Origin of the sequence: Solidesulfovibrio sp. DCME (assembly GCF_049995385.1) — a bacterium.
Lineage (GTDB): Bacteria > Desulfobacterota > Desulfovibrionia > Desulfovibrionales > Desulfovibrionaceae > Solidesulfovibrio.
The window spans coordinates 4,334,884-4,351,642 of record NZ_CP188261.1 but is presented as its reverse complement, the minus strand read 5'-3'; the positions used below and the strand labels follow the sequence as shown (position 1 = coordinate 4,351,642).

The 16,759-nt window shown below is 69.4% G+C and carries 12 protein-coding genes; 7 read left to right on the top strand and 5 right to left on the bottom strand.

Annotated elements, in window-relative coordinates:
• Positions 1–24 precede the first annotated feature (24 nt).
• The gene (locus ACP59X_RS19250; protein ID WP_428561583.1) at positions 25–1,086 is read right to left on the bottom strand and encodes an ABC transporter substrate-binding protein; all 1,062 of its coding nucleotides are present in this window, start codon (positions 1,084–1,086) and stop codon (positions 25–27) included.
• A 917-nt stretch (positions 1,087–2,003) separates the two neighbouring features.
• On the opposite strand from ACP59X_RS19250, the gene ACP59X_RS19245 reads away from it, so the two are divergent.
• The 4 genes from ACP59X_RS19245 (at position 2,004) to ACP59X_RS19230 (ending at position 6,398) form a co-directional block, all read left to right on the top strand.
• The gene (locus ACP59X_RS19245; RefSeq protein WP_428561580.1) at positions 2,004–2,288 is read left to right on the top strand and encodes a UxaA family hydrolase; all 285 of its coding nucleotides are present in this window, start codon (positions 2,004–2,006) and stop codon (positions 2,286–2,288) included.
• A gap of 2 nt (positions 2,289–2,290) precedes the next feature.
• Positions 2,291–3,451 carry a UxaA family hydrolase gene (locus ACP59X_RS19240; protein WP_428561578.1) on the top strand — a complete coding sequence of 387 codons (1,161 nt, stop codon included), beginning with the start codon at positions 2,291–2,293 and terminating at the stop codon, positions 3,449–3,451.
• A 126-nt stretch (positions 3,452–3,577) separates the two neighbouring features.
• On the top strand, positions 3,578–4,639 hold the full coding sequence (locus ACP59X_RS19235) for an inositol monophosphatase family protein (protein ID WP_428561575.1): 1,062 nt from the start codon (positions 3,578–3,580) through the stop codon (positions 4,637–4,639).
• Between the two features lie 427 nt (positions 4,640–5,066).
• Positions 5,067–6,398, top strand: coding sequence for an MFS transporter (locus ACP59X_RS19230; RefSeq protein WP_428561572.1), 1,332 nt, complete (start codon positions 5,067–5,069; stop codon positions 6,396–6,398).
• Positions 6,399–6,423: 25 nt separating this feature from the next.
• On the opposite strand, the gene ACP59X_RS19225 is transcribed toward ACP59X_RS19230, so the two are convergent.
• Entirely contained in the window at positions 6,424–9,531 is a 3,108-nt protein-coding gene (locus ACP59X_RS19225) for a hypothetical protein (protein ID WP_428561569.1), read from the bottom strand.
• Between the two features lie 334 nt (positions 9,532–9,865).
• Here ACP59X_RS19225 and ACP59X_RS19220 point away from each other — a divergent pair, with 334 nt between their 5' ends.
• From ACP59X_RS19220 to ACP59X_RS19210, 3 genes are all read left to right on the top strand, one after another.
• Complete coding sequence (locus ACP59X_RS19220) at positions 9,866–10,240, top strand: hypothetical protein (RefSeq protein ID WP_428561567.1); 375 nt, start codon at positions 9,866–9,868, stop codon at positions 10,238–10,240.
• 5 nt (positions 10,241–10,245) lie between these two features.
• The gene (locus ACP59X_RS19215) at positions 10,246–11,397 is read left to right on the top strand and encodes an NADH:flavin oxidoreductase (protein ID WP_428561564.1); all 1,152 of its coding nucleotides are present in this window, start codon (positions 10,246–10,248) and stop codon (positions 11,395–11,397) included.
• A gap of 156 nt (positions 11,398–11,553) precedes the next feature.
• Complete coding sequence (locus tag ACP59X_RS19210) at positions 11,554–13,170, top strand: C10 family peptidase (RefSeq protein WP_428561562.1); 1,617 nt, start codon at positions 11,554–11,556, stop codon at positions 13,168–13,170.
• Here the strand turns inward: ACP59X_RS19210 and ACP59X_RS19205 are convergent.
• The 3 genes from ACP59X_RS19205 to ACP59X_RS19195 form a co-directional block, all read right to left on the bottom strand.
• The gene (locus ACP59X_RS19205; RefSeq protein WP_428561559.1) at positions 13,149–13,697 is read right to left on the bottom strand and encodes a hypothetical protein; all 549 of its coding nucleotides are present in this window, start codon (positions 13,695–13,697) and stop codon (positions 13,149–13,151) included. The genes ACP59X_RS19210 and ACP59X_RS19205 overlap by 22 nt on opposite strands.
• Before the next feature lie 2 nt (positions 13,698–13,699).
• Positions 13,700–14,137 (bottom strand): hypothetical protein, encoded by a 438-nt coding sequence (locus tag ACP59X_RS19200; protein ID WP_428561556.1) that lies wholly within the window; start codon positions 14,135–14,137, stop codon positions 13,700–13,702.
• 330 nt (positions 14,138–14,467) lie between these two features.
• Complete coding sequence (locus tag ACP59X_RS19195; RefSeq protein ID WP_428561554.1) at positions 14,468–16,756, bottom strand: response regulator; 2,289 nt, start codon at positions 16,754–16,756, stop codon at positions 14,468–14,470.
• Between the last annotated feature and the right edge of the window lie 3 nt (positions 16,757–16,759).

The following is a 16,759-nucleotide window of genomic DNA, read 5'->3' as shown; positions in this document are numbered from 1 at the left end:
GCCGGCGGCGCCGGGTTGCGGTCGCTATTGGCCGGCCTTTTTGGCTTCGAGCGCCTTCATGAAGCTGGCGTCGATGTAGCAATTGGCCTGCACGTACTTGTCGAACTCCTTCTGGGTGATGCGCCCCTGATTGAGCAGGAACTGGGCCACGCCGCGCATCCAGGTGGCGGCCTTGCCGGGGTCGGTCAGCAGCGCGACCTGCTCCTTGACGTCGAACAGGGGGCGCAGCTTGAACTCCTGGGCCACCATCTCCTTGTTGAGCTCCAGGCCGCAGTATTCCGTGAAGTACTTGTACAGGGGCTCGATGTTGCCCTGGGGGTCGGCCTGCATCTTGTGGATGTAGTTCATGTAGATGCCAAGCCAGGCCGTGACCAGGTCGGGGTGCTTCTCGGCGAATTCCTTGCGCACCATGATGCCGCCCGGCACCGTGGCCCCGGCCCGGCGGCCCGAGGAGACCTTCACCCAGCCCTTGGCCTCGGCCAGGTAGCTGGAGGGCGCCCACAACTGGATGATGTCGCCCTCGCCGGCGCCGAAGGCGGCCAGGGCCTGGCCCTGTTCCATGTGGACGATCTTGACGTCGCTGTCCTTGAGCCCCAGGGCGGCCAGGCTGGCGCTTAGGGCGTAGTGGCCGGTGGACACGGTGGTGGCCAGGATCTTCTTGCCTTTCCAGTCTTCGGCCGTGCCGTAGAGGTCGGGGAATTTCGGGTTGGCCCCTTTGTGTTTGAGCAGGGGAGAGTCCGGGCGGACCCAGATGTCGTTGGTTTCGGATTCGTCGTTGGAGATGCCGATGAGCAAGGCGCCGTAGCGCAGGCTGGCCATCATGCACGGAATGGTGCCCATGGCCCCGACATCCCACTGGTCCGCGGCCATGGCCTCGACCTGGGGCGCGCCGGAAGTGAAAAGCATGAATTGCAGTTCGAAGGGCTTGTCCGCGTCCGCCTTTTCCTCGATGGCAAGCCAGGTGGGCATGCCGTGCAGGCAGGGCTGGCCGCTGACGCGGATCACGGGCTTGGCCGCCAGGGCCGCGCCGCCCGCGAAAACGAGAAGACAAAAACCCAAAACCAAAACAAGCGTGCGTCTTTTCATGTGTGCTCTCCCTCGCCGAAAGGTGATTCTCTACGTGTACGCTGGTCGCCTCGTTCGGCCGTCAGTTCCGGAAGCTCCCTCCTTTCTTGCTTGGTTGACGAGCCCGGCGCCGTCCGTGATCGGGGCGGGCCGGTCCGTGCCCAGGGTCGTTTCCCCGGGCGGGCCGGTCGGTACGGCGGGAAAGACTCCCGCCCGGACTTGATTTTCGCCTTTCGAGCAAGACATATGCCACTGGTTGGGGCGTGTTTATCTCTTGGATTTGCAAGGCATTTCTGACGGTGTCCCAGGCCTGGCCCGGGTTGGGCGACCAGTATTGGGCACAAAACCCAAAAGCTGGCGCAGCGGCGGCCGCGACGGAGGGGAAGCGGCCAGTGTCCGCAAAAGAGTGTTATAAATCAATGGGAAGACAGTTGCTCCGGGCCGCGGGCGCGGTCCTTGGGGCCGCGTTCGGGCCCAAGGCCGGCTGGCCGGCGACGGGTGCCCCGGGCAGAGCCAGGGCCGGCCGGGAACACGACCAATATTGGGCTTGAAGTCGAATATTCAGCTTGCCGCCGGTGGCCCGATGCGGTCGCGATTTCCGTAACGCGTATTATTCCAATTGGTTGGCTGTCAGTCCGAGCGCAGGCACAGCCCTTGCTCAGGCTGGACCCCAGAAGGGACCGGCCAGCCGAAACGACACGGCCGGCGAAGAGGCGCGGGTTTGGCTCACCCTGGTGCGGCAGCGTGGATACGCCGTGGGGCGCGGGGAAGAGAAGGGAAGCCAGGCGGTATGCGGCGCCTTCGCCGGCAATGGCAAGCGCCCGCGCTTGCCCGGTCGGGGGAATTGCCTGGCGATGCGCTGGATGCATTGCCATGGCGCGAGCGGCGGCAGCCTGGCCGGCCAGCCGCGACATGAACAACACTGTCAGGAGGAATGCATGGCTATTCAATTTCTTGTCCATGAGCCCGGCGACTCGGTCGGCGTCGTTGTGGTCGAGGGTGTCGAGGCCGGTCAGGAACTGACCGGCTGGGTCATGGAAAACGACGCAACCATCACGGTCACGGTCAAGGACGCCATTCCCATCGGCCACAAGCTGGCCCTCAAGGACCTGGCCGTGGGCGACACGGTGATCAAATACGGTACCGACATCGGCAAGGTGGTCGCTCCGATCGCCTTTGGCGGGCATCTCCACGTCCACAACGTCAAGACGAAAAGGTGGTAGGCATGAAGACCAAGTTCATGGGGTATCGGCGCGAGAACGGACGGGTCGGCGTGCGCAACCACGTCGTGATCCTGCCCCTTGACGACCTGTCCAATGCCGCCTGCGAGGCCGTGGCCAACAACATCAAGGGCACCCTGGCCCTGCCCCACCCCTACGGCCGCCTCCAGTTCGGCGCCGACCTCGACCTGCATTTCAAGACCCTCATCGGCATGGGCTGCAACCCCAACGTGGCTGCCGTGGTGGTCATCGGCATCGAGCCGGTCTGGACGAACCGGGTGGTGGAAGGCATCGCCAAGACCGGCAAGCCCGTGGCCGGCTTTTCCATCGAGCAGCACGGCGATCTGGAAACCATCTGCGCCGCCTCGCGCAAGGCCAAGGAATTCGTGCAGTTCGCGACCGAACTGCCGCGCACCGAATGCGACGTCAAGGACCTCTGGGTGTCCACCAAGTGCGGCGAGTCCGACACCACCTCGGGCCTGGCCACCAACCCCACCGTGGGCGACGCCTTCGACAAGCTCTACGCGCTCGGCTGCACCCTGCTGTTCGGCGAGACCACCGAGCTCACCGGCGGCGAGCACCTCGTGGCCGCCCGCTGCCGCACCCCGGAAATCCGCGACCAGTTCCAGGCCATGTTCGACCGCTACGCCGCCCTGGTCGAGGCCCACAAGGTCGACGACCTGTGCGACTCCCAGCCCACCAAGGGCAACATCGAAGGCGGCCTGACCACCATCGAGGAAAAAGCCCTGGGCAACATCCAGAAGATCGGCAAGAAATGCATCGTGGACGGCGTGCTCGACAAGGCCGACGCCCCCACCGGCCCGGGCCTGTGGTTCATGGACTCCTCCTCGGCCGCCGCCGAAATGGTCACCCTGTGCGCCGCCGCCGGCTTCGCCGTGCACTTCTTCCCCACCGGCCAGGGCAACATCATCGGCAACCCCATCCTGCCCGTGATCAAGCTCAGCTCCAACCCCCGCACCGTGCGCACCATGAGCGAGCACGTCGACGTGGACGTCTCCGGTGTCCTGCGCCGCGAGTGCAACCTGGACCAGGCCGGCGACCAGTTGCTGGACATGATGCTGCGCACCGCCAATGGCCGCGCCACGGCCACCGAGGCCTTGGGGCACCGCGAATTCGTGCTCACCCGCCTCTACGAGAGCGCCTAGGCGCCCAGCCCACCCTTTGGGGTTCCGGCACCGCTCCTCCACGGTGCCCGGCCCAGCCCATCCGGGGCCGGCGGTTCGCCGCCGGCCCCTTTCGTGGCCCGCGATGGCGGCGCCACGGGAGGCCCCATGACGCATCCCAAACCCGGCCAGCCCAGGGCCGGCACCGGCAACGGCTACGATACGCCCCCCGGCCAGGCCGTGGCTGGCGGCGGACGTGGTTTCGATTCGATATCCGGCCAGGCAGTGGCCGGCAGCGGCTTCGATCCGACCCCCGGCCAGGCCGTGGCCGGCTCCGGCAGCGGCTTCGATCCGATGTCCGGCCAGGCCCTCTCCGGCAACGGCAGGGGCTTCGATCCCATCCCCGGCCAGGCCGTGGCTGGCAGTTGCAGCGGCTTCGATACGCGCGCGGCCATGGACGTGGCCGCCGAGGCCGTAGAGGCCGCCTGCGCCATACTGCTCGCGGGCCAGGCCGACCTGGCCGGCCTGCGGCACACGGTCAAGGCGCCGGGCGACATCGCCACGGACATCGATCGCCGGGCCGAGGAGGCCATCCGCCGGCGCATCCGCCGGGCCTATCCCGGCCATGCCTTCCTCGGCGAGGAAACCGGCGCCTCGGGCACCGCCCCCTTCCGCTGGATCGTCGACCCCCTGGACGGCACGGTCAATTACGTGCGCGGCTTCCCCTATTACGCCGTGTCCGTGGCCCTGGAACACGAAGGGCGCCCCCTGCTCGGCTTGGTGGCCGATCCGGCGCGGGCCGAGTGTTTCGCGGCCATCGCCGGGGGCGGGGCCTTTTGCAACGGCCGGCCCCTGGCCGTTGCGGGCCGCACCCGCCTGGACGAGGCCGTGGTCGGCACGGTCGTGCCGCCGCCCCGTTTCCCGGGCCTGGACGACTATCTGGCCCGGTTTTGCGCCGTGGCCCGCCAGGCGGCGGGGGTGCGCCGGGCCGGGGCGGCCGCCCTGGACCTGGCCGCCGTGGCCGCCGGGCGGCTGGACGCCTTTTTCGTGGTCAGCCTGGCCCGCTGGGACGTGGCCGCCGGGACGCTGCTCGTGACCGAGGCCGGCGGCGCCGTGGCCGACATCGACGGTGGCGACGACCCCCTTGGCGGCAACCGGCTGGTGGCGGCCAACCGGCACCTGCTGCCGGCCCTGCTGCCGCTGCTGTCCGGCAAGGCCGGGCGGCCCTGAAATCCTTGGCGGCAACCGGCCGGTGGCGCGCCACGGGCAGCCGCTGCCGGCCCATGGCCGTTTCCGCCCGACAAGGCCGGGCGCCCTGAATGCCTTGGCGGCAACCGGCTGGTGGTTGCCAACAGGCAGCCGCTGCCGTCCTTGTTGCCGCTTTTGCCCGGTCTGGCCCGGACACCCGCCACGCCGCCCGATGCCGCCGAGGCCGGCCCTGACACCCTCATGGTCGCCCGGCGCCGGTCAGGCCCTGGCCGGCTCCCCCCTTTCCCAATCGCCGCAAAACGAATAGGATAACTTTGCAATATGCCTAAACCTTTTGATTCGGGCAGGATGTTCGGAGCACGGTCGGTTCCGGGGGCCCGGCCGGCGGGCCGGTGTGGCGCGTTCGGCGCTTTCGCGGGGGGAGAGGGACGGCGAAGGAGTGCGGGCGATGGATGTCGCGGGCAAGAAGATGTTGCGGCGGGTGGTGGTCTCCAGTGTGGTGGGGGCGACCATCGAGTGGTACGATTTTTTCCTGTACGGCGTCCTGGCCGGGATCGTGCTCAATAAGCTCTATTTCCCGGCCGACCAGCCCCTGGTCTCCACGCTGCTTTCCTATGCCACCTTTGCCGTGGGCTTTGTCGCCCGTCCCGTGGGCGGGCTGGTCATCGGGCATTTCGGCGACAAGCTCGGCCGCAAGAAGATGCTGCTTTTCACCCTCCTGCTCATGGGCACCTCCACCGTGTGCATGGGCCTGGTGCCCACCTACGACCAGATCGGCCTCGCCGCGCCGGCCCTGCTCCTGCTGCTGCGCGTGCTCCAGGGATTTGGCCTTGGCGGCGAATGGGGCGGGGCGGTGCTGATGACCTACGAATTCGCCGAGCCGGCCCGGCGCGGCTATTTCGCCAGCCTGCCCCAGGTGGGCCTGTCCATCGGGCTGTGCCTGGCCTCGGGCGTGGTCGGCCTGCTGTCGTGGGGGCTGACCGAGGCGCAGTTTCTGGCCTGGGGCTGGCGCATCGGCTTCCTGCTCAGCGTGGTGCTGCTGTTTCTGGGCTCCTGGATCCGCAACAACGTCAACGAGACGCCGGAATTCGCCAGGGTCATGGCCCGGCGGCGGCGCGGCGCGCCGGCCCTGCCCCTGGCCGCCATCTGGCGGGAATCCCGGGGACTGGTCTTGGCCGGGCTGGGGGCGCGTTTTATCGACGGCGTTTTTTTCAATATCTTCGCGGTATTTTCCATCACTTTCCTGACCGGGACCCTGCACGTGGACAAGACCGTGGCCCTGCTTGGGGTCATGGCCGCGTCGCTGGTGCTCATGGCCTGCCTGCCCGTGGCCGGCCGCCTGTCGGACCGCTACGGCCGCCCGAGGGTGTTCATGCTGGGCTGTGTGTGTACCGGCCTATCGGCCTTTCCGGCGTTTTGGCTCATGATGGCCGGCCCGGACAACCCGGTTTGCGTCTTCGCGGCCCTGGTCATCCCCCTGGGCGTCTTCCACGCCCTGGTCTACGGCCCCATTGCCGCGCTTTTCGCCGACATGTTCCGGGCCGAGGTCCGCTATACCGGCATCTCGTTCGTCTACCAGGTCTCGGGGGTCTACGCCGCCGGCATAACGCCCATGATCGCCACGGCCCTGCTCGGCCTTGGCGACGACGGGCCGTACTTCGTGGCCGGCTATGTGCTGTTGGCCGGCGTGGTCAGCTTCCTGTCCACCTGGTGGATCGGGCGCCATCCGGCCGGGGCGGCGGCGCCGGTGGTCCTTGGCGCCGCCCGCGCCGAGACCTGACGGCAGGCGCGTCGCGGCCGCCGCGTCAGGAGACGTCCGAGGCTTCGTGGCGGCCGGGCAGGGTGTTTTCGAGGCTTAGGCTGGCGGCCGGCGGATAGCGCTCGGCCAGGGCGCGCATGTCGTCCAGGTAGCGGCGGGCGTTGCTCAGGTAGAAGGCCAGGGCCGGGGCGAAGTTGCGGCCGACCAGCCCGTCGATGAGCAGCCGGCTGATCTCGCGTTCCCGCAGCAGCACGTCCTGGGACAGCAGGAAAATCCGCCGCTCCTCCAGGGTCATGCCGCGTATGGTCCGTTCGGCCACCGGCCGGGCTTGGGGCTGGTGCATCCAGAAATAGAGGAAATCCAAGGCATTGACGATGACGATCTTTTCCAGGTCGCCGCGCCGTTCGCGAAGCGAAGCAATCAGCGCCTTGGGCGTTTCCAGAAGCCGCGTGGCGTCCGCGTCGGGATAGGCCCGCTCCAGCTGGGCATGGGCCTCGAAGAGCTGGCGGCATTTATGGCGGTAGTCGCGGATGCGCATGCGCACGTAGCGGGTGCGGTCGGCCAGGCCCTCGATGGCCGCGGCCACGCTGTCCGAGGCGCACTTGGACACGATGGCCGCGAAGGGCTCCAGGGCCGCCTGGGGCGAGGCCACCCCGGCCCCGGCCAGCACGGCGGCCAGGGCCTGGTTGAGGGCCAGGGCCAGGGGAATGGACAGGATGGTGCGAAACAGGTTGCCCACGGCGGCGGCGGTGGGCAGGCCCCGGTAGAGGTTGTGGCTGGCCAGGTACAGCCCGTTGGCCAGGGCCATGACCGCATAGAGGGCCAGGGGGTTGGTGGCCGTGGTGATGCCGAGCCCCCGTTCGAGGAGGGCCAGGCGCACGAGGATGTCCAGCAGCGGCACGGAAAAGCCGGTGAAAAAAAGCGAATCGGCGATGCGGTCGGCGCTGACGTAGTCCCGCCACACGACCAGGGGGCTGCGGCGCACCCCGCCGCAACCCACGGCCGCCTGGAACAGGTTGCGCAGGCCCGTGATGCCAAACCAGATGCAGGCGCCGCCGTAGGCCAGCACCCACCAGGAGTTGACCGCGGCGAAGGAGGCGGCGGCCACGGCGAAGCCGGTGAGGATTTTCAGCGTGTTTTTGAAATTGCCGTTGACGTAGCGCCAGCGGAATCGGGCTCGGCGCTGACCGGCCTCCTCGGCCAGGCGTTCGCTGGCCGTTTCCTGGATGCCGCCCAGGGTGTGGATGTTGGCGGTGCGGGCGTCGGCCTTGTAGGTGCGCCGCCACAGCCAGGTGCGCCGCCAGCGGTAGCCGGAAAGCCGCAACCCGGGCAGTTCGCGCAGTCGCCGCAAAAGCCTTGTCAGCGGCCCCGGCGTGAAGGCGTCGGCCAGGGCGGTCTCGCGCGGGGTGACGGCCGCGCCCACCGGAATGGCCCGCCGCAGGCTCTGCCTGGGGTGACCGGCCCGCCGGGCCAGATGGCGCCTGGCGCCCACGGGCAAGGTGTCGGCCACCACCAGCCCCATGCCCCGGGTGCGGGTGGAGCGGCCGGCGGAATCCGAGCCCAGGCGCACGCCAAGGGGCGCATGGCGGTAGATGGCGCAAAGCGGGGCCGCCTCCTGGCGCAACTCCAGCAGCCGGGCCGCGGCCGCGGTGTCGCCGGCGGCCTCGGCCTGGTTCGCCGCCGCCACGAGCCGGCGCTTGACGGCCGAGACGTCGCCGGCGCCCAGGGCCGTCAGCAATTCCAGGGCGTCCTCGCTGGAGCGGCCTTCGGTCTCGAAGACGCGCAGGTTGAACAGCTCCAGGTGGGTGATGGCGCCGTGGCAGGAAAATAGGACCGTCAGCGCGTCGGCCCGGCTGATTTCCGTGACCACCAGCGTGAGGTGGTTGTCCCGGTGCAGGTGGCCCAGGCGGCGGGCCAGGGCGGCCGGGGACTGGGTCAGCCGTTCGGGCGGGGCCTCGTCCGGGGCCGGCTCGTCGGGCGGCCGGATGCCGGGGTTGGCCTTGGGCGAGAGCATGCCCGTTAAAAGCGTCTCCACCTCCACGGCGTCGCGCCGGGCCAGGTGGGCCTTGCGGGCTTCGGGGTCGTCGAGGTCCGGCGTTTCGGCGTCGAGGACCCGCGAGGCCGCGTCGTGGACGAACCGGGCCAGATGGAGCACGCTGGGTTGGCCGGTGCCGATAAAGGCCAGGAAGTCCTCGGGGGAAAGGCGCGGCAGGGCAAGCCCCACGGCCTCCCGCAACGCCGGGGCGTGGCGGTCGTTGACCGCTTCGAGCAGGGCCAGGGCGTGGTCGCGCCAGCGCAGGGCCAGCGCCCGGCCCTCCTCCATGAACCGGCGCACGTTGGGCCGGCCGAGGAAGGCGGCGAAACGCCACGGCTCGCCAAGCCCGACCGGGGTCCACAGCAGCTTGACCACCCGGCCCTCGTGGCGGGTGAGGCACTCGATGGCGATGTCCGCCTCCATGCCCATGATGGCCGCCGCCTCCAGCAGTTCGGCCGCCGTGTCCTGGCGCACGTAGTGGTAATGGACCACGGTCAGGCGGCGGATGCCCTTGATCCAGGCGTCCATGACCAGGTGGGTGGGCGATTTGCGGCCCTTGGAATTGGCGTCGTGGACGTGGTCGTCGAAGGCCAGCTGATTCCAGGCCTCGGGCATCTCCAGCAGGTGGCGCTCGGCCAGAAGCCGGCGCACGACGCGCGGCTTGCCCTGGGCGGCGGTGCGGAAGTCGTGGGCCAGCTCCAGCCGGCGGCGGGCATCGCCACCCGCGCGCACGAGCTCCTTCATGATCTGCAACAGGACCCGGGCCGTGTTTTTTTGCAGGGCCGACGCGGCCGAGAAAAGCACCTCGTCGCGCAGCGACCGCAGGGCCGACAGCCGGGCCTCGGCCTGGTCCGCCTCCAGGGAGCCGAGCAGCCTGGCCGTGGCGTAGGCGATGCGCATGGCCGGCGGCGCGGCCATCTCCTTGATGCCGTGGGGATGCAGGTACGGGGCGAGCAGGCGGCGCAGGCTGGTGGACGGCTTGGCCAGCACCTCGTCGACGAGTTCCAGCAGGCGGCGGTCGCCCCGGTCGAAGTGCAGGCGGCCGAAAAGGCCGCCGTCCCCGGCAGCGGGGCGGACAGGGCGGGGCGCGGCGGCTGGTTCGGGCACAGGGGGCGTCATAACAGCCTTGCATCCTATGAAAAAAGAACCGTCTTGGGAAGTGGGGCGCCCCAGGCCGCAAGGGGGCGCCGGCCGTCGCCTGGGGGACGCGCGGTCCCGGCCGGGGCGGACGGAGCCGGTCGGAGCGTACGGTCCCGGCCGGGGCGGACGGAGCCGGTCGGAGCGTACGGAACCGGTTGGGGCGGACGGTGCCGGCCTGGGCGGAGGGGGTCGATGGGCGGCCGCACGGGCCGGGGCATGCCCCGCCGTGCCGGCGAGGGTCTTGGCCTGGGGCCGGCCTTTTGTTACCACGGATTCTGGCCCCCGGCCGCGGCCGGCGGGCAAGGGAGGAACGATGGGCAAACGCAAGGTGCCGCAAACGGCCCTGGAATTGGCCGGCCAGGCGGCCCGCGACGTCCGGCGGCTCGAGGCCGAGGCGGCCAGGGCCCTGCACGAGGACGGCGACACGGCCGCGCATCGGGCCAGGCTCACGGAAAAATGCCTGGTCCTGGAAGCCCTGCCCGAGGATGCCGGGCCGGTGCTGGCTGCAAGCAGCGCCGACGGGGCGGCGGCCTTCGCCGCGGGCCTGGAGGATTTCGCCCGCCGGGCCGCCATGGCCCTGTCCCTGGAAAGCATCTTTTTCATGGGCGCGCTGCTGTATCCCGAGGACTACAAGGACGGCGAGCCAAACGACCTGGAGCGGTTTATGGGCCGCTTCGAGGCGGCCTGACCCCCGTGCGCGCCTTTTCGCCCATCGTCATCAACGGCATGCGGCTGCGCAACCGCTTCGTGCGCTCGGCCACGGCCGAGGGCCTGGCCGCGCCCGACGGTTCGGTCACGGACCGGCTGGAGGCGGCCATGAAGGCCTTGGCCGTGGGCGGGGTGGGGCTGGTGATTTCCGGCCATGCCTACGTGGAAAAGCGCGGTCAGGCCGGAATCGGCCAGATGGGCGTCCACAAGCCGGAAATGGAGGCCGGGGTGGCCAGGCTGGCCCGCCGCGTCCACGCCCATGGCGGGCGGTTCGTGGTGCAACTGGCCCATGCCGGCTGCCGGGCCGATCCGGCCCTGTCCGGCGAACCGGCTGTGGGGCCTTCCTCCCCGGACAATGCCGACGCGGCCGCCTGTCAGGCCATGACCGCCGAGGACCTGGCCCGGCTGGAGGCGGCTTTTGCCGCGGCGGCCTCGCTTTGCCGCGACGCCGGGGCCGACGGCGTGCAGATCCACGCCGCCCACGGCTACGGCATCAGCCAGTTCCTGTCGCCCCGCACCAACCGCCGCCAGGGGGCCTACGGCGGCTCCCTGGAGAACCGGGCCCGGCTGCTCCTGGAGGTCGTGGGCTCCATCCGAAGCCTGGTCGGCCGGGACTATCCGCTGCTGGTCAAGATCAACAGCGAGGATTTTCTCGACGGCGGCCTGACCGCCGCCGAGAGCCGCCGCATCGTGACCTGGCTGGAGGCGGCCGGGGTGGACGCGGTGGAGCTCTCCGGCGGCACCCTCGATTCGGGCAAGCTCTCGCCCATCCGGCCGGGGCGGTTCCCCATTCCCGAGGGCGAAGCCTGGTACCGGGAGGCCGCCCAAAGCCTCAAGGCGGCCGGGCTCGGCCTGCCGCTGGCCCTGGTCGGCGGCCTGCGCAGCCTGGAGACGGCCGAGGAGCTGCTGGCCTCGGGCACGGCCGATTTGCTGGCCCTGTCGCGGCCGCTGATTCGCGAACCCGGCCTGGTGGCCCGCTGGCAGGCCGGCGACCGGCGGCCGTCGGCCTGCGTGAGCGACAACCTGTGTTTCGTGCCCCTGCGGCGCGGCGAAGGTGTTTCCTGCCTGACCGAGGCCCGGCAGCGGCGGCCGGCGGCGGCCGGCGGCGGGGAGGAGGCGCAGGAAGCCTGCGAGTGACATTTCGGGTGTGGTCGGGCCGGGTGACGGGAAGTTCTTGACCGACGGCTTGGGAAAACGGCAAACCTTACCCTCCGGCGAATTTTTTCGACGCCGCCACGGGGAGCCGACCGCGCGGCCCGGACGTTTCGCGGCCCCGGCGTCAGGGAGTGTCGCATGACCCTGGTTGCCCGCCTTGTCCTCCTGTTTTGCCTTTGCGTTTGGCCCCTGGCGGCGAGCGCCGCGCCGGTTTCCCCCCAGATCGCCCTGGCGGCGGCCACGGCCTGGCTGGGGTTGCCCGAGCGCGCCCTGGCCCCGGCCACGGCCGGCCCGACCGGCAGCGTCACCGCCCAGGCCGATACCGACGGCACGACCCTTTTCTACACGGTCGCCCTGGCGCCGGCCGGCTTCGTGCTGGTGGCCGGCGACGACACCATGGAACCCATCCTGGCTTTTTCCGGCAGTGGCGCCTACGACGGCGACCCGGCCAGCCCCCTGTACTTCCTGGCCACCACGGACGCGGCGGACCGCCTCGCCGCCGGCCGGACCAGGGGGACCTCGGCCGGGCAGGCGGCCGAGGACAAATGGCGCCTGCTCCTGGACGGAGCCGAAAACCGGGGCGCCGCGGCGCGCCAGCACAGGGACACGGTCTCCACGGTGCGCGTGGCGCCGTTTCTTCAGACGAAATGGGGGCAAAGCAACGACAAGGACGACCAGCCCCTCTACAACCTCTACACCCCCAAGACCACCGGGGGGCAAAACACCCTGACGGGCTGCGTGGCCACGGCCATGGCCCAGGTCATGCGCTTTTTCGAGTTCCCCACCAGGGGGGTGGGCACGACGGCCCGGCCGGTCAAGCTCTGCCAGTCCTGCTCCGGCTCCGCGCCGCAGCAGTGCGGGGAAATGCAAATGGCCACCCGGGGCGGCGACGGCCAGGGCGGGGCCTACGATTTCGCGGCCATGCCCCTGGCCCCGGGCACCTCCACCCCGGACGCGGCGCGCCAGGCCATCTCCGCCCTCATGGCCGACGCCGGGGCGACGGTGCAGATGGACTATTCCACCTGCGTGTCCGGGGCCTACCAGTGGTTCGCCGCCTCGGCCCTCACGGACGTGTTCGGCTTCTCCAACGCCGTCTGGAACAGCGGCGGGCCAACGGCGGCGTATTCCATGAGCGCCGAGCAGTACCGCAACGCCATCAACACCAACCTCGACGCCGGGCTGCCGGTCATGCTGACCATTTCCAACAGCAGCGCCGGGCACGAGGTCGTGGCCGACGGCTACGGCTACGAGGACGCCACGCCCTATTACCACTGCAACATGGGCTGGGACGGGCTGTGGGACGTCTGGTACAACCTGCCCGTCATCGATCCCGAGGGCTCGCCGTTCACCACCGTCTGGACGATCATCTACAACATCTACACGACCGGCGGCGGCGAGGTCGTCAGCGGCCGGGTCAGCGACAAGGACGGCCAGGCCATCGCCGACGTGGCCGTGACCATCACCAACCAGCGGGACACCAAGGATGCGCTGACGGTCAAGACCAACGCCAACGGCCTCTTCGCCTTTTCCAAGCTGGCCTCCAATACCGCTTTCGCCCTGACCGCCGCCAAGGCGGGCTGGAGTTTCCCGCCGCAGTACGCAACCACCGGCGTGTCCCTGTCGCCGACCGGGGACAACCAGGGCAACATCACCAACTACGGCCTGAACCTGTGCGGCAATTTCTGGGGCGCGGACTTCACCGGCCTGGCGGTTCCCATCCCCATCCCGCCGGTCTACCTGATTCTGGGGCCGTAGGCGTCGGGCTGTCCGGAAAGCTCGTCGCTTTCCTCCTGGATGAAGGCGATGGTCTTTTCGGGCAGGGCCTTGGCGGACTGGCCGTCGCCCAGGGCGGCCAGGTCCTCGGTGACGGTGAGCATGAACCGGGTGAAGCGGGCCTGCTTTTCCACCCGGTCCCGGGCGTCGGGGCTGTGCCAGGCCTCTTTGAGGAGTTCCGCCGCGTGGTGGTGGATCATCAGCGCCAGGGGCTTGGGCATGGTGGCGTAGTATTCCAGCATGTTGGCCTTCATCTCGTCGATGCTGGACAAAAATTCGGCGAACTGCTCGGTTTGCCGCTCCTCTTCCATGCGCGTGCGCCGGCATTCCTCGCGGAAGCGGATCTCCATGAGCTCCAGGCGGTTTTTGAGCTCCGAGGCGGCCATGAGCTTTTCTTCCTTGAGCCGGTCGAGTTCCGGCTGGTGCTCCCGGCGCCAGGCGGCGGACTCGCCGCGAAAGGAGTTGATGAGCCGGGAAAAAAACTGGCCGATGTTTTCCGGAAACGCCATGGTTACCTCGTTTGTTCGAAAAAAATGTCCATGACCAGCGGCAGCCGGCTGGTGTCGTTTTCCGCGAAATAGCGGTGCAGGGCCAGCAGCCTGGCGAAATCCACGGTGGTGACGGCCTTTTCGATGAAAACCGACGTGCGCTGGTGCATGGAGGGGCTCATGCGGGCCTTGTTGGCTTCGAGCTGTTCGGAGACGATGGCGGCCAGTTCGCGGATGTTTTGCCGCTGGTGGGCAAGGGCCAGGCGTTGCCGTTTGGCCTGCGCCCTGGCCGCGATCTCCTGCCGGACGCGCTGGTGTTTCTCCTGCCGCCGGGCCAGGCGCGTCTTGCGCCGCGTCATGAACATATAGAGGCCGAAAACCGCCAGCAGGGCCGGGGCGTAGAGGGCGACGACGGAAAAGGAGAAATAGATCAGAGGTGTCTGGGCGGGATGGGGCGACATGGAGGCACTGCTTGCACGGCCACGCCCGGCAGTCGGCGGGAAGGGGCGGGGCCGGTTGGACGCGGGACGATGGGTCGAGCCGGTCGGGGGATTGGGCGCGAAAAGGCGTCGCCGGGGCAGGGGGCAGGGCCTGGGCGGGAACGGGCCGCGCGGGGGAGCGGGCAGGAGGCGACGCGTCGCGGGAATGGTGATGCCGTCATGATGTTGCCGCCGCCCGTACGTGGCCGAAGCGCCCTGGCGCCCCAGCGCAGTAAGCGGCTATGCCAGTTTCCTGCTATGACAAAGCAGGGGCGACGTCAAGCCGGGGCGGTTTTCGGCATGGGCTTGAAATCATACGGTTTGACCCGAGGGGCTCGGCGCCAGTGCGGCGGTGCGGCCCTGGGTCGCCCGGCGCACAACGGTCAGGAGTTCCGCGACATCCACCGGCTTGGAAAGGTAATCGTCCATGCTCGCGGCCAGGAATTTCTCCTTGTCGCCGTCCATGGCGTAGGCGGTCATGGCGATGATGGGCACGGCCGCCTTGCCGCTTGCCGGGTCCAGGCCGCGTATGGCCCGGGTCGCCTCCAGGCCGTCCATGACCGGCATCTGGACGTCCATGAGGACGCAGTCGAAGTCGTTTGCGGCCAAAAGGCGCACCGCCTCCTGGCCGTTTCGGGCGCAGGTGACGGCAAACCCCAGCTTTTCCAGCAGGCGCCTGGTGGCGATGCGGCTGACGTCCTCGTCCTCGGCCAAAAGGAGGCGCAGGGCCGGGCCGGCGGCCTGGCCGCGGGTGTCGGGGGGCGGGGGGGCTTGCGCCTGCGCCGGCGCGACCAGGCCCAGGGGCAGGGAAACATAGGCCGTGGTGCCCGCGCCGGGCGTGCTGTCGATGGCGATACTGCCGCGCATCAGGGCGACGAGTTTTTGCACGATGGACAGGCCCAGGCCCGCGCCCTGGTAGCGGCGGGTGAAGGTGTTTTCCGCCTGGCCAAAGGGCGCGAAGACTTCCGCCAGCTGGTCGTCGGGGATGCCGATGCCGGTATCGGCGACGGTCAGCAGCACCCGGGCCGCGCCGCCGGGGGACAGGGGCAGCCGGGTCGCCGCCACGGCCACCTGGCCGGATTCGGTGAATTTGACGGCGTTGCCCACCAGGTTGAACAGGACCTGGAGGATGCGGGCCTCGTCGCCGACGAGCCGGCCCGGCAGGGATGGGTCGATGTCGAAGGTCAGGGCGAGCCGTTTTTCGGCGGCGCTTGGCGTAAACAGGTCGAGGATGGACTTGCGCAGGTTCTCGACCGGGAAGGCCGTTTCCACCAGGCGCATCTTGCCGGCCTCGACCTTGGTGATGTCCAGGATGTCCGACAACAGCCGGGTCAGGCGGTTGGTCGATTTGATGGCCGCCAGGACGTATTCGGTCTGCTCCCCGGACAGCTCCGTCATCTGGAGCAGGCGCAGCATGCCCAGCACGCCGCTTAAGGGGGTGCGGATCTCGTGGCTCATGTTGGCCAGGAAGGCGGATTTGGACTGGCTGGCGATCTCGGCCTGGCTTTTGGCCTCCAGCAGCCGGCGCTCGGACAGGATGCGTTCGGTGATGTCCTCGTAGACGCCGAGGACGCCGATGATGCGTTCGGCCGCGTCGGACATGGGCAGCTTGGTCGTGTCCAGCCAGATTTGGACCCCGTCGGCCCGGCGTAGCGTCTCCACGATGTGGGGCTTGGCCTGGCCGGAAGCCATGACCTCCCGGTCGTCGGCCAGGAAGCCGGCCGTTTGCTGGGCGGACCAGGGCAGGTCATGGTCGGTCTTGCCGATGATGCCCTCCGGGGCGTCGAGGCCGGCATCCCGGGCGAAAGCGGCATTGCAGCCGAGGTAGACGCTGCGGGCGTCCTTCCAGAAAATCGACTGGGGAACGGCGTTGAGGATGTCTTGGAGGAGCCGTTTGTGGTCGTTTAAGAAGGTGTAGGCCTGCTTGCGCTCGGTGAGCATGCGGTTGACGGAATCGACGATGTTGTCGAGTTCGTCGTTGTGGCGGGCCGGGCGGCCGATGGCCAGGGCCGGGGCTTCGTGGCCGGTTTCGCGGCCCCGGAAGTAGCGGTCGATCTCCGTCAGGTGGCAGGTGACCATCTTCCTGAAAAAGCGCAGCGTCAGGGCCGTGACCATGGCCACGATGGCGCAGTACACGAGCAGGTTGACGGCGGCCTGGCGGGCCGTCTCGGCCAGGATGCCCGAGGTGTCGGCCTGGACGGTGAGGTTGCCGAGGGTCACCAGGCCCGTCGGGCCGGCATGGTGGATGGGGATGTCGGCGGTGGTGACGTCGTGGTCCCTGGGCTGGCCGGCCTGGGCGTAGGGCGAGCCGTCGGAGGAGACGGCGGCGTGGACGATGCGCGGATAGTGGAGGATGCCTTCGAGCTGGGCCTCGAGCTGCGGCCGGTTGAAGGCCCACAGGGATTCGCCGATGCCGTTGACCTGGGTGGTTTCGATCAGCCGCAGGGTGTTGCCCACGGCGCGCCGTTGCGACTGGTAGGTGAGCAGCGCCTGGGCGACGGCCAGCACCAGGGCGACGGCCAGGCTCACGGCCGCCACGGGGCGCAGCAGCCGGCGGCTGATGCTGGTGCCTTTGGCAGGCGGCGGGGGGGGCGTGTCCATGCG

What these genes read in the sequence shown, in the direction of transcription:
- ACP59X_RS19250 (WP_428561583.1), bottom strand. Translation starts at nt 1,086, where the DNA reads ATGAAAAGACGCACGCTTGTTTTGGTTTTGGGTTTTTGTCTTCTCGTT.
- ACP59X_RS19245 (WP_428561580.1), top strand. Translation starts at nt 2,004, where the DNA reads ATGGCTATTCAATTTCTTGTCCATGAGCCCGGCGACTCGGTCGGCGTC.
- ACP59X_RS19240 (WP_428561578.1), top strand. Translation starts at nt 2,291, where the DNA reads ATGAAGACCAAGTTCATGGGGTATCGGCGCGAGAACGGACGGGTCGGC.
- ACP59X_RS19235 (WP_428561575.1), top strand. Translation starts at nt 3,578, where the DNA reads ATGACGCATCCCAAACCCGGCCAGCCCAGGGCCGGCACCGGCAACGGC.
- ACP59X_RS19230 (WP_428561572.1), top strand. Translation starts at nt 5,067, where the DNA reads ATGGATGTCGCGGGCAAGAAGATGTTGCGGCGGGTGGTGGTCTCCAGT.
- ACP59X_RS19225 (WP_428561569.1), bottom strand. Translation starts at nt 9,531, where the DNA reads ATGACGCCCCCTGTGCCCGAACCAGCCGCCGCGCCCCGCCCTGTCCGC.
- ACP59X_RS19220 (WP_428561567.1), top strand. Translation starts at nt 9,866, where the DNA reads ATGGGCAAACGCAAGGTGCCGCAAACGGCCCTGGAATTGGCCGGCCAG.
- ACP59X_RS19210 (WP_428561562.1), top strand. Translation starts at nt 11,554, where the DNA reads ATGACCCTGGTTGCCCGCCTTGTCCTCCTGTTTTGCCTTTGCGTTTGG.
- ACP59X_RS19205 (WP_428561559.1), bottom strand. Translation starts at nt 13,697, where the DNA reads ATGGCGTTTCCGGAAAACATCGGCCAGTTTTTTTCCCGGCTCATCAAC.
- ACP59X_RS19200 (WP_428561556.1), bottom strand. Translation starts at nt 14,137, where the DNA reads ATGTCGCCCCATCCCGCCCAGACACCTCTGATCTATTTCTCCTTTTCC.
- ACP59X_RS19195 (WP_428561554.1), bottom strand. Translation starts at nt 16,756, where the DNA reads ATGGACACGCCCCCCCCGCCGCCTGCCAAAGGCACCAGCATCAGCCGC.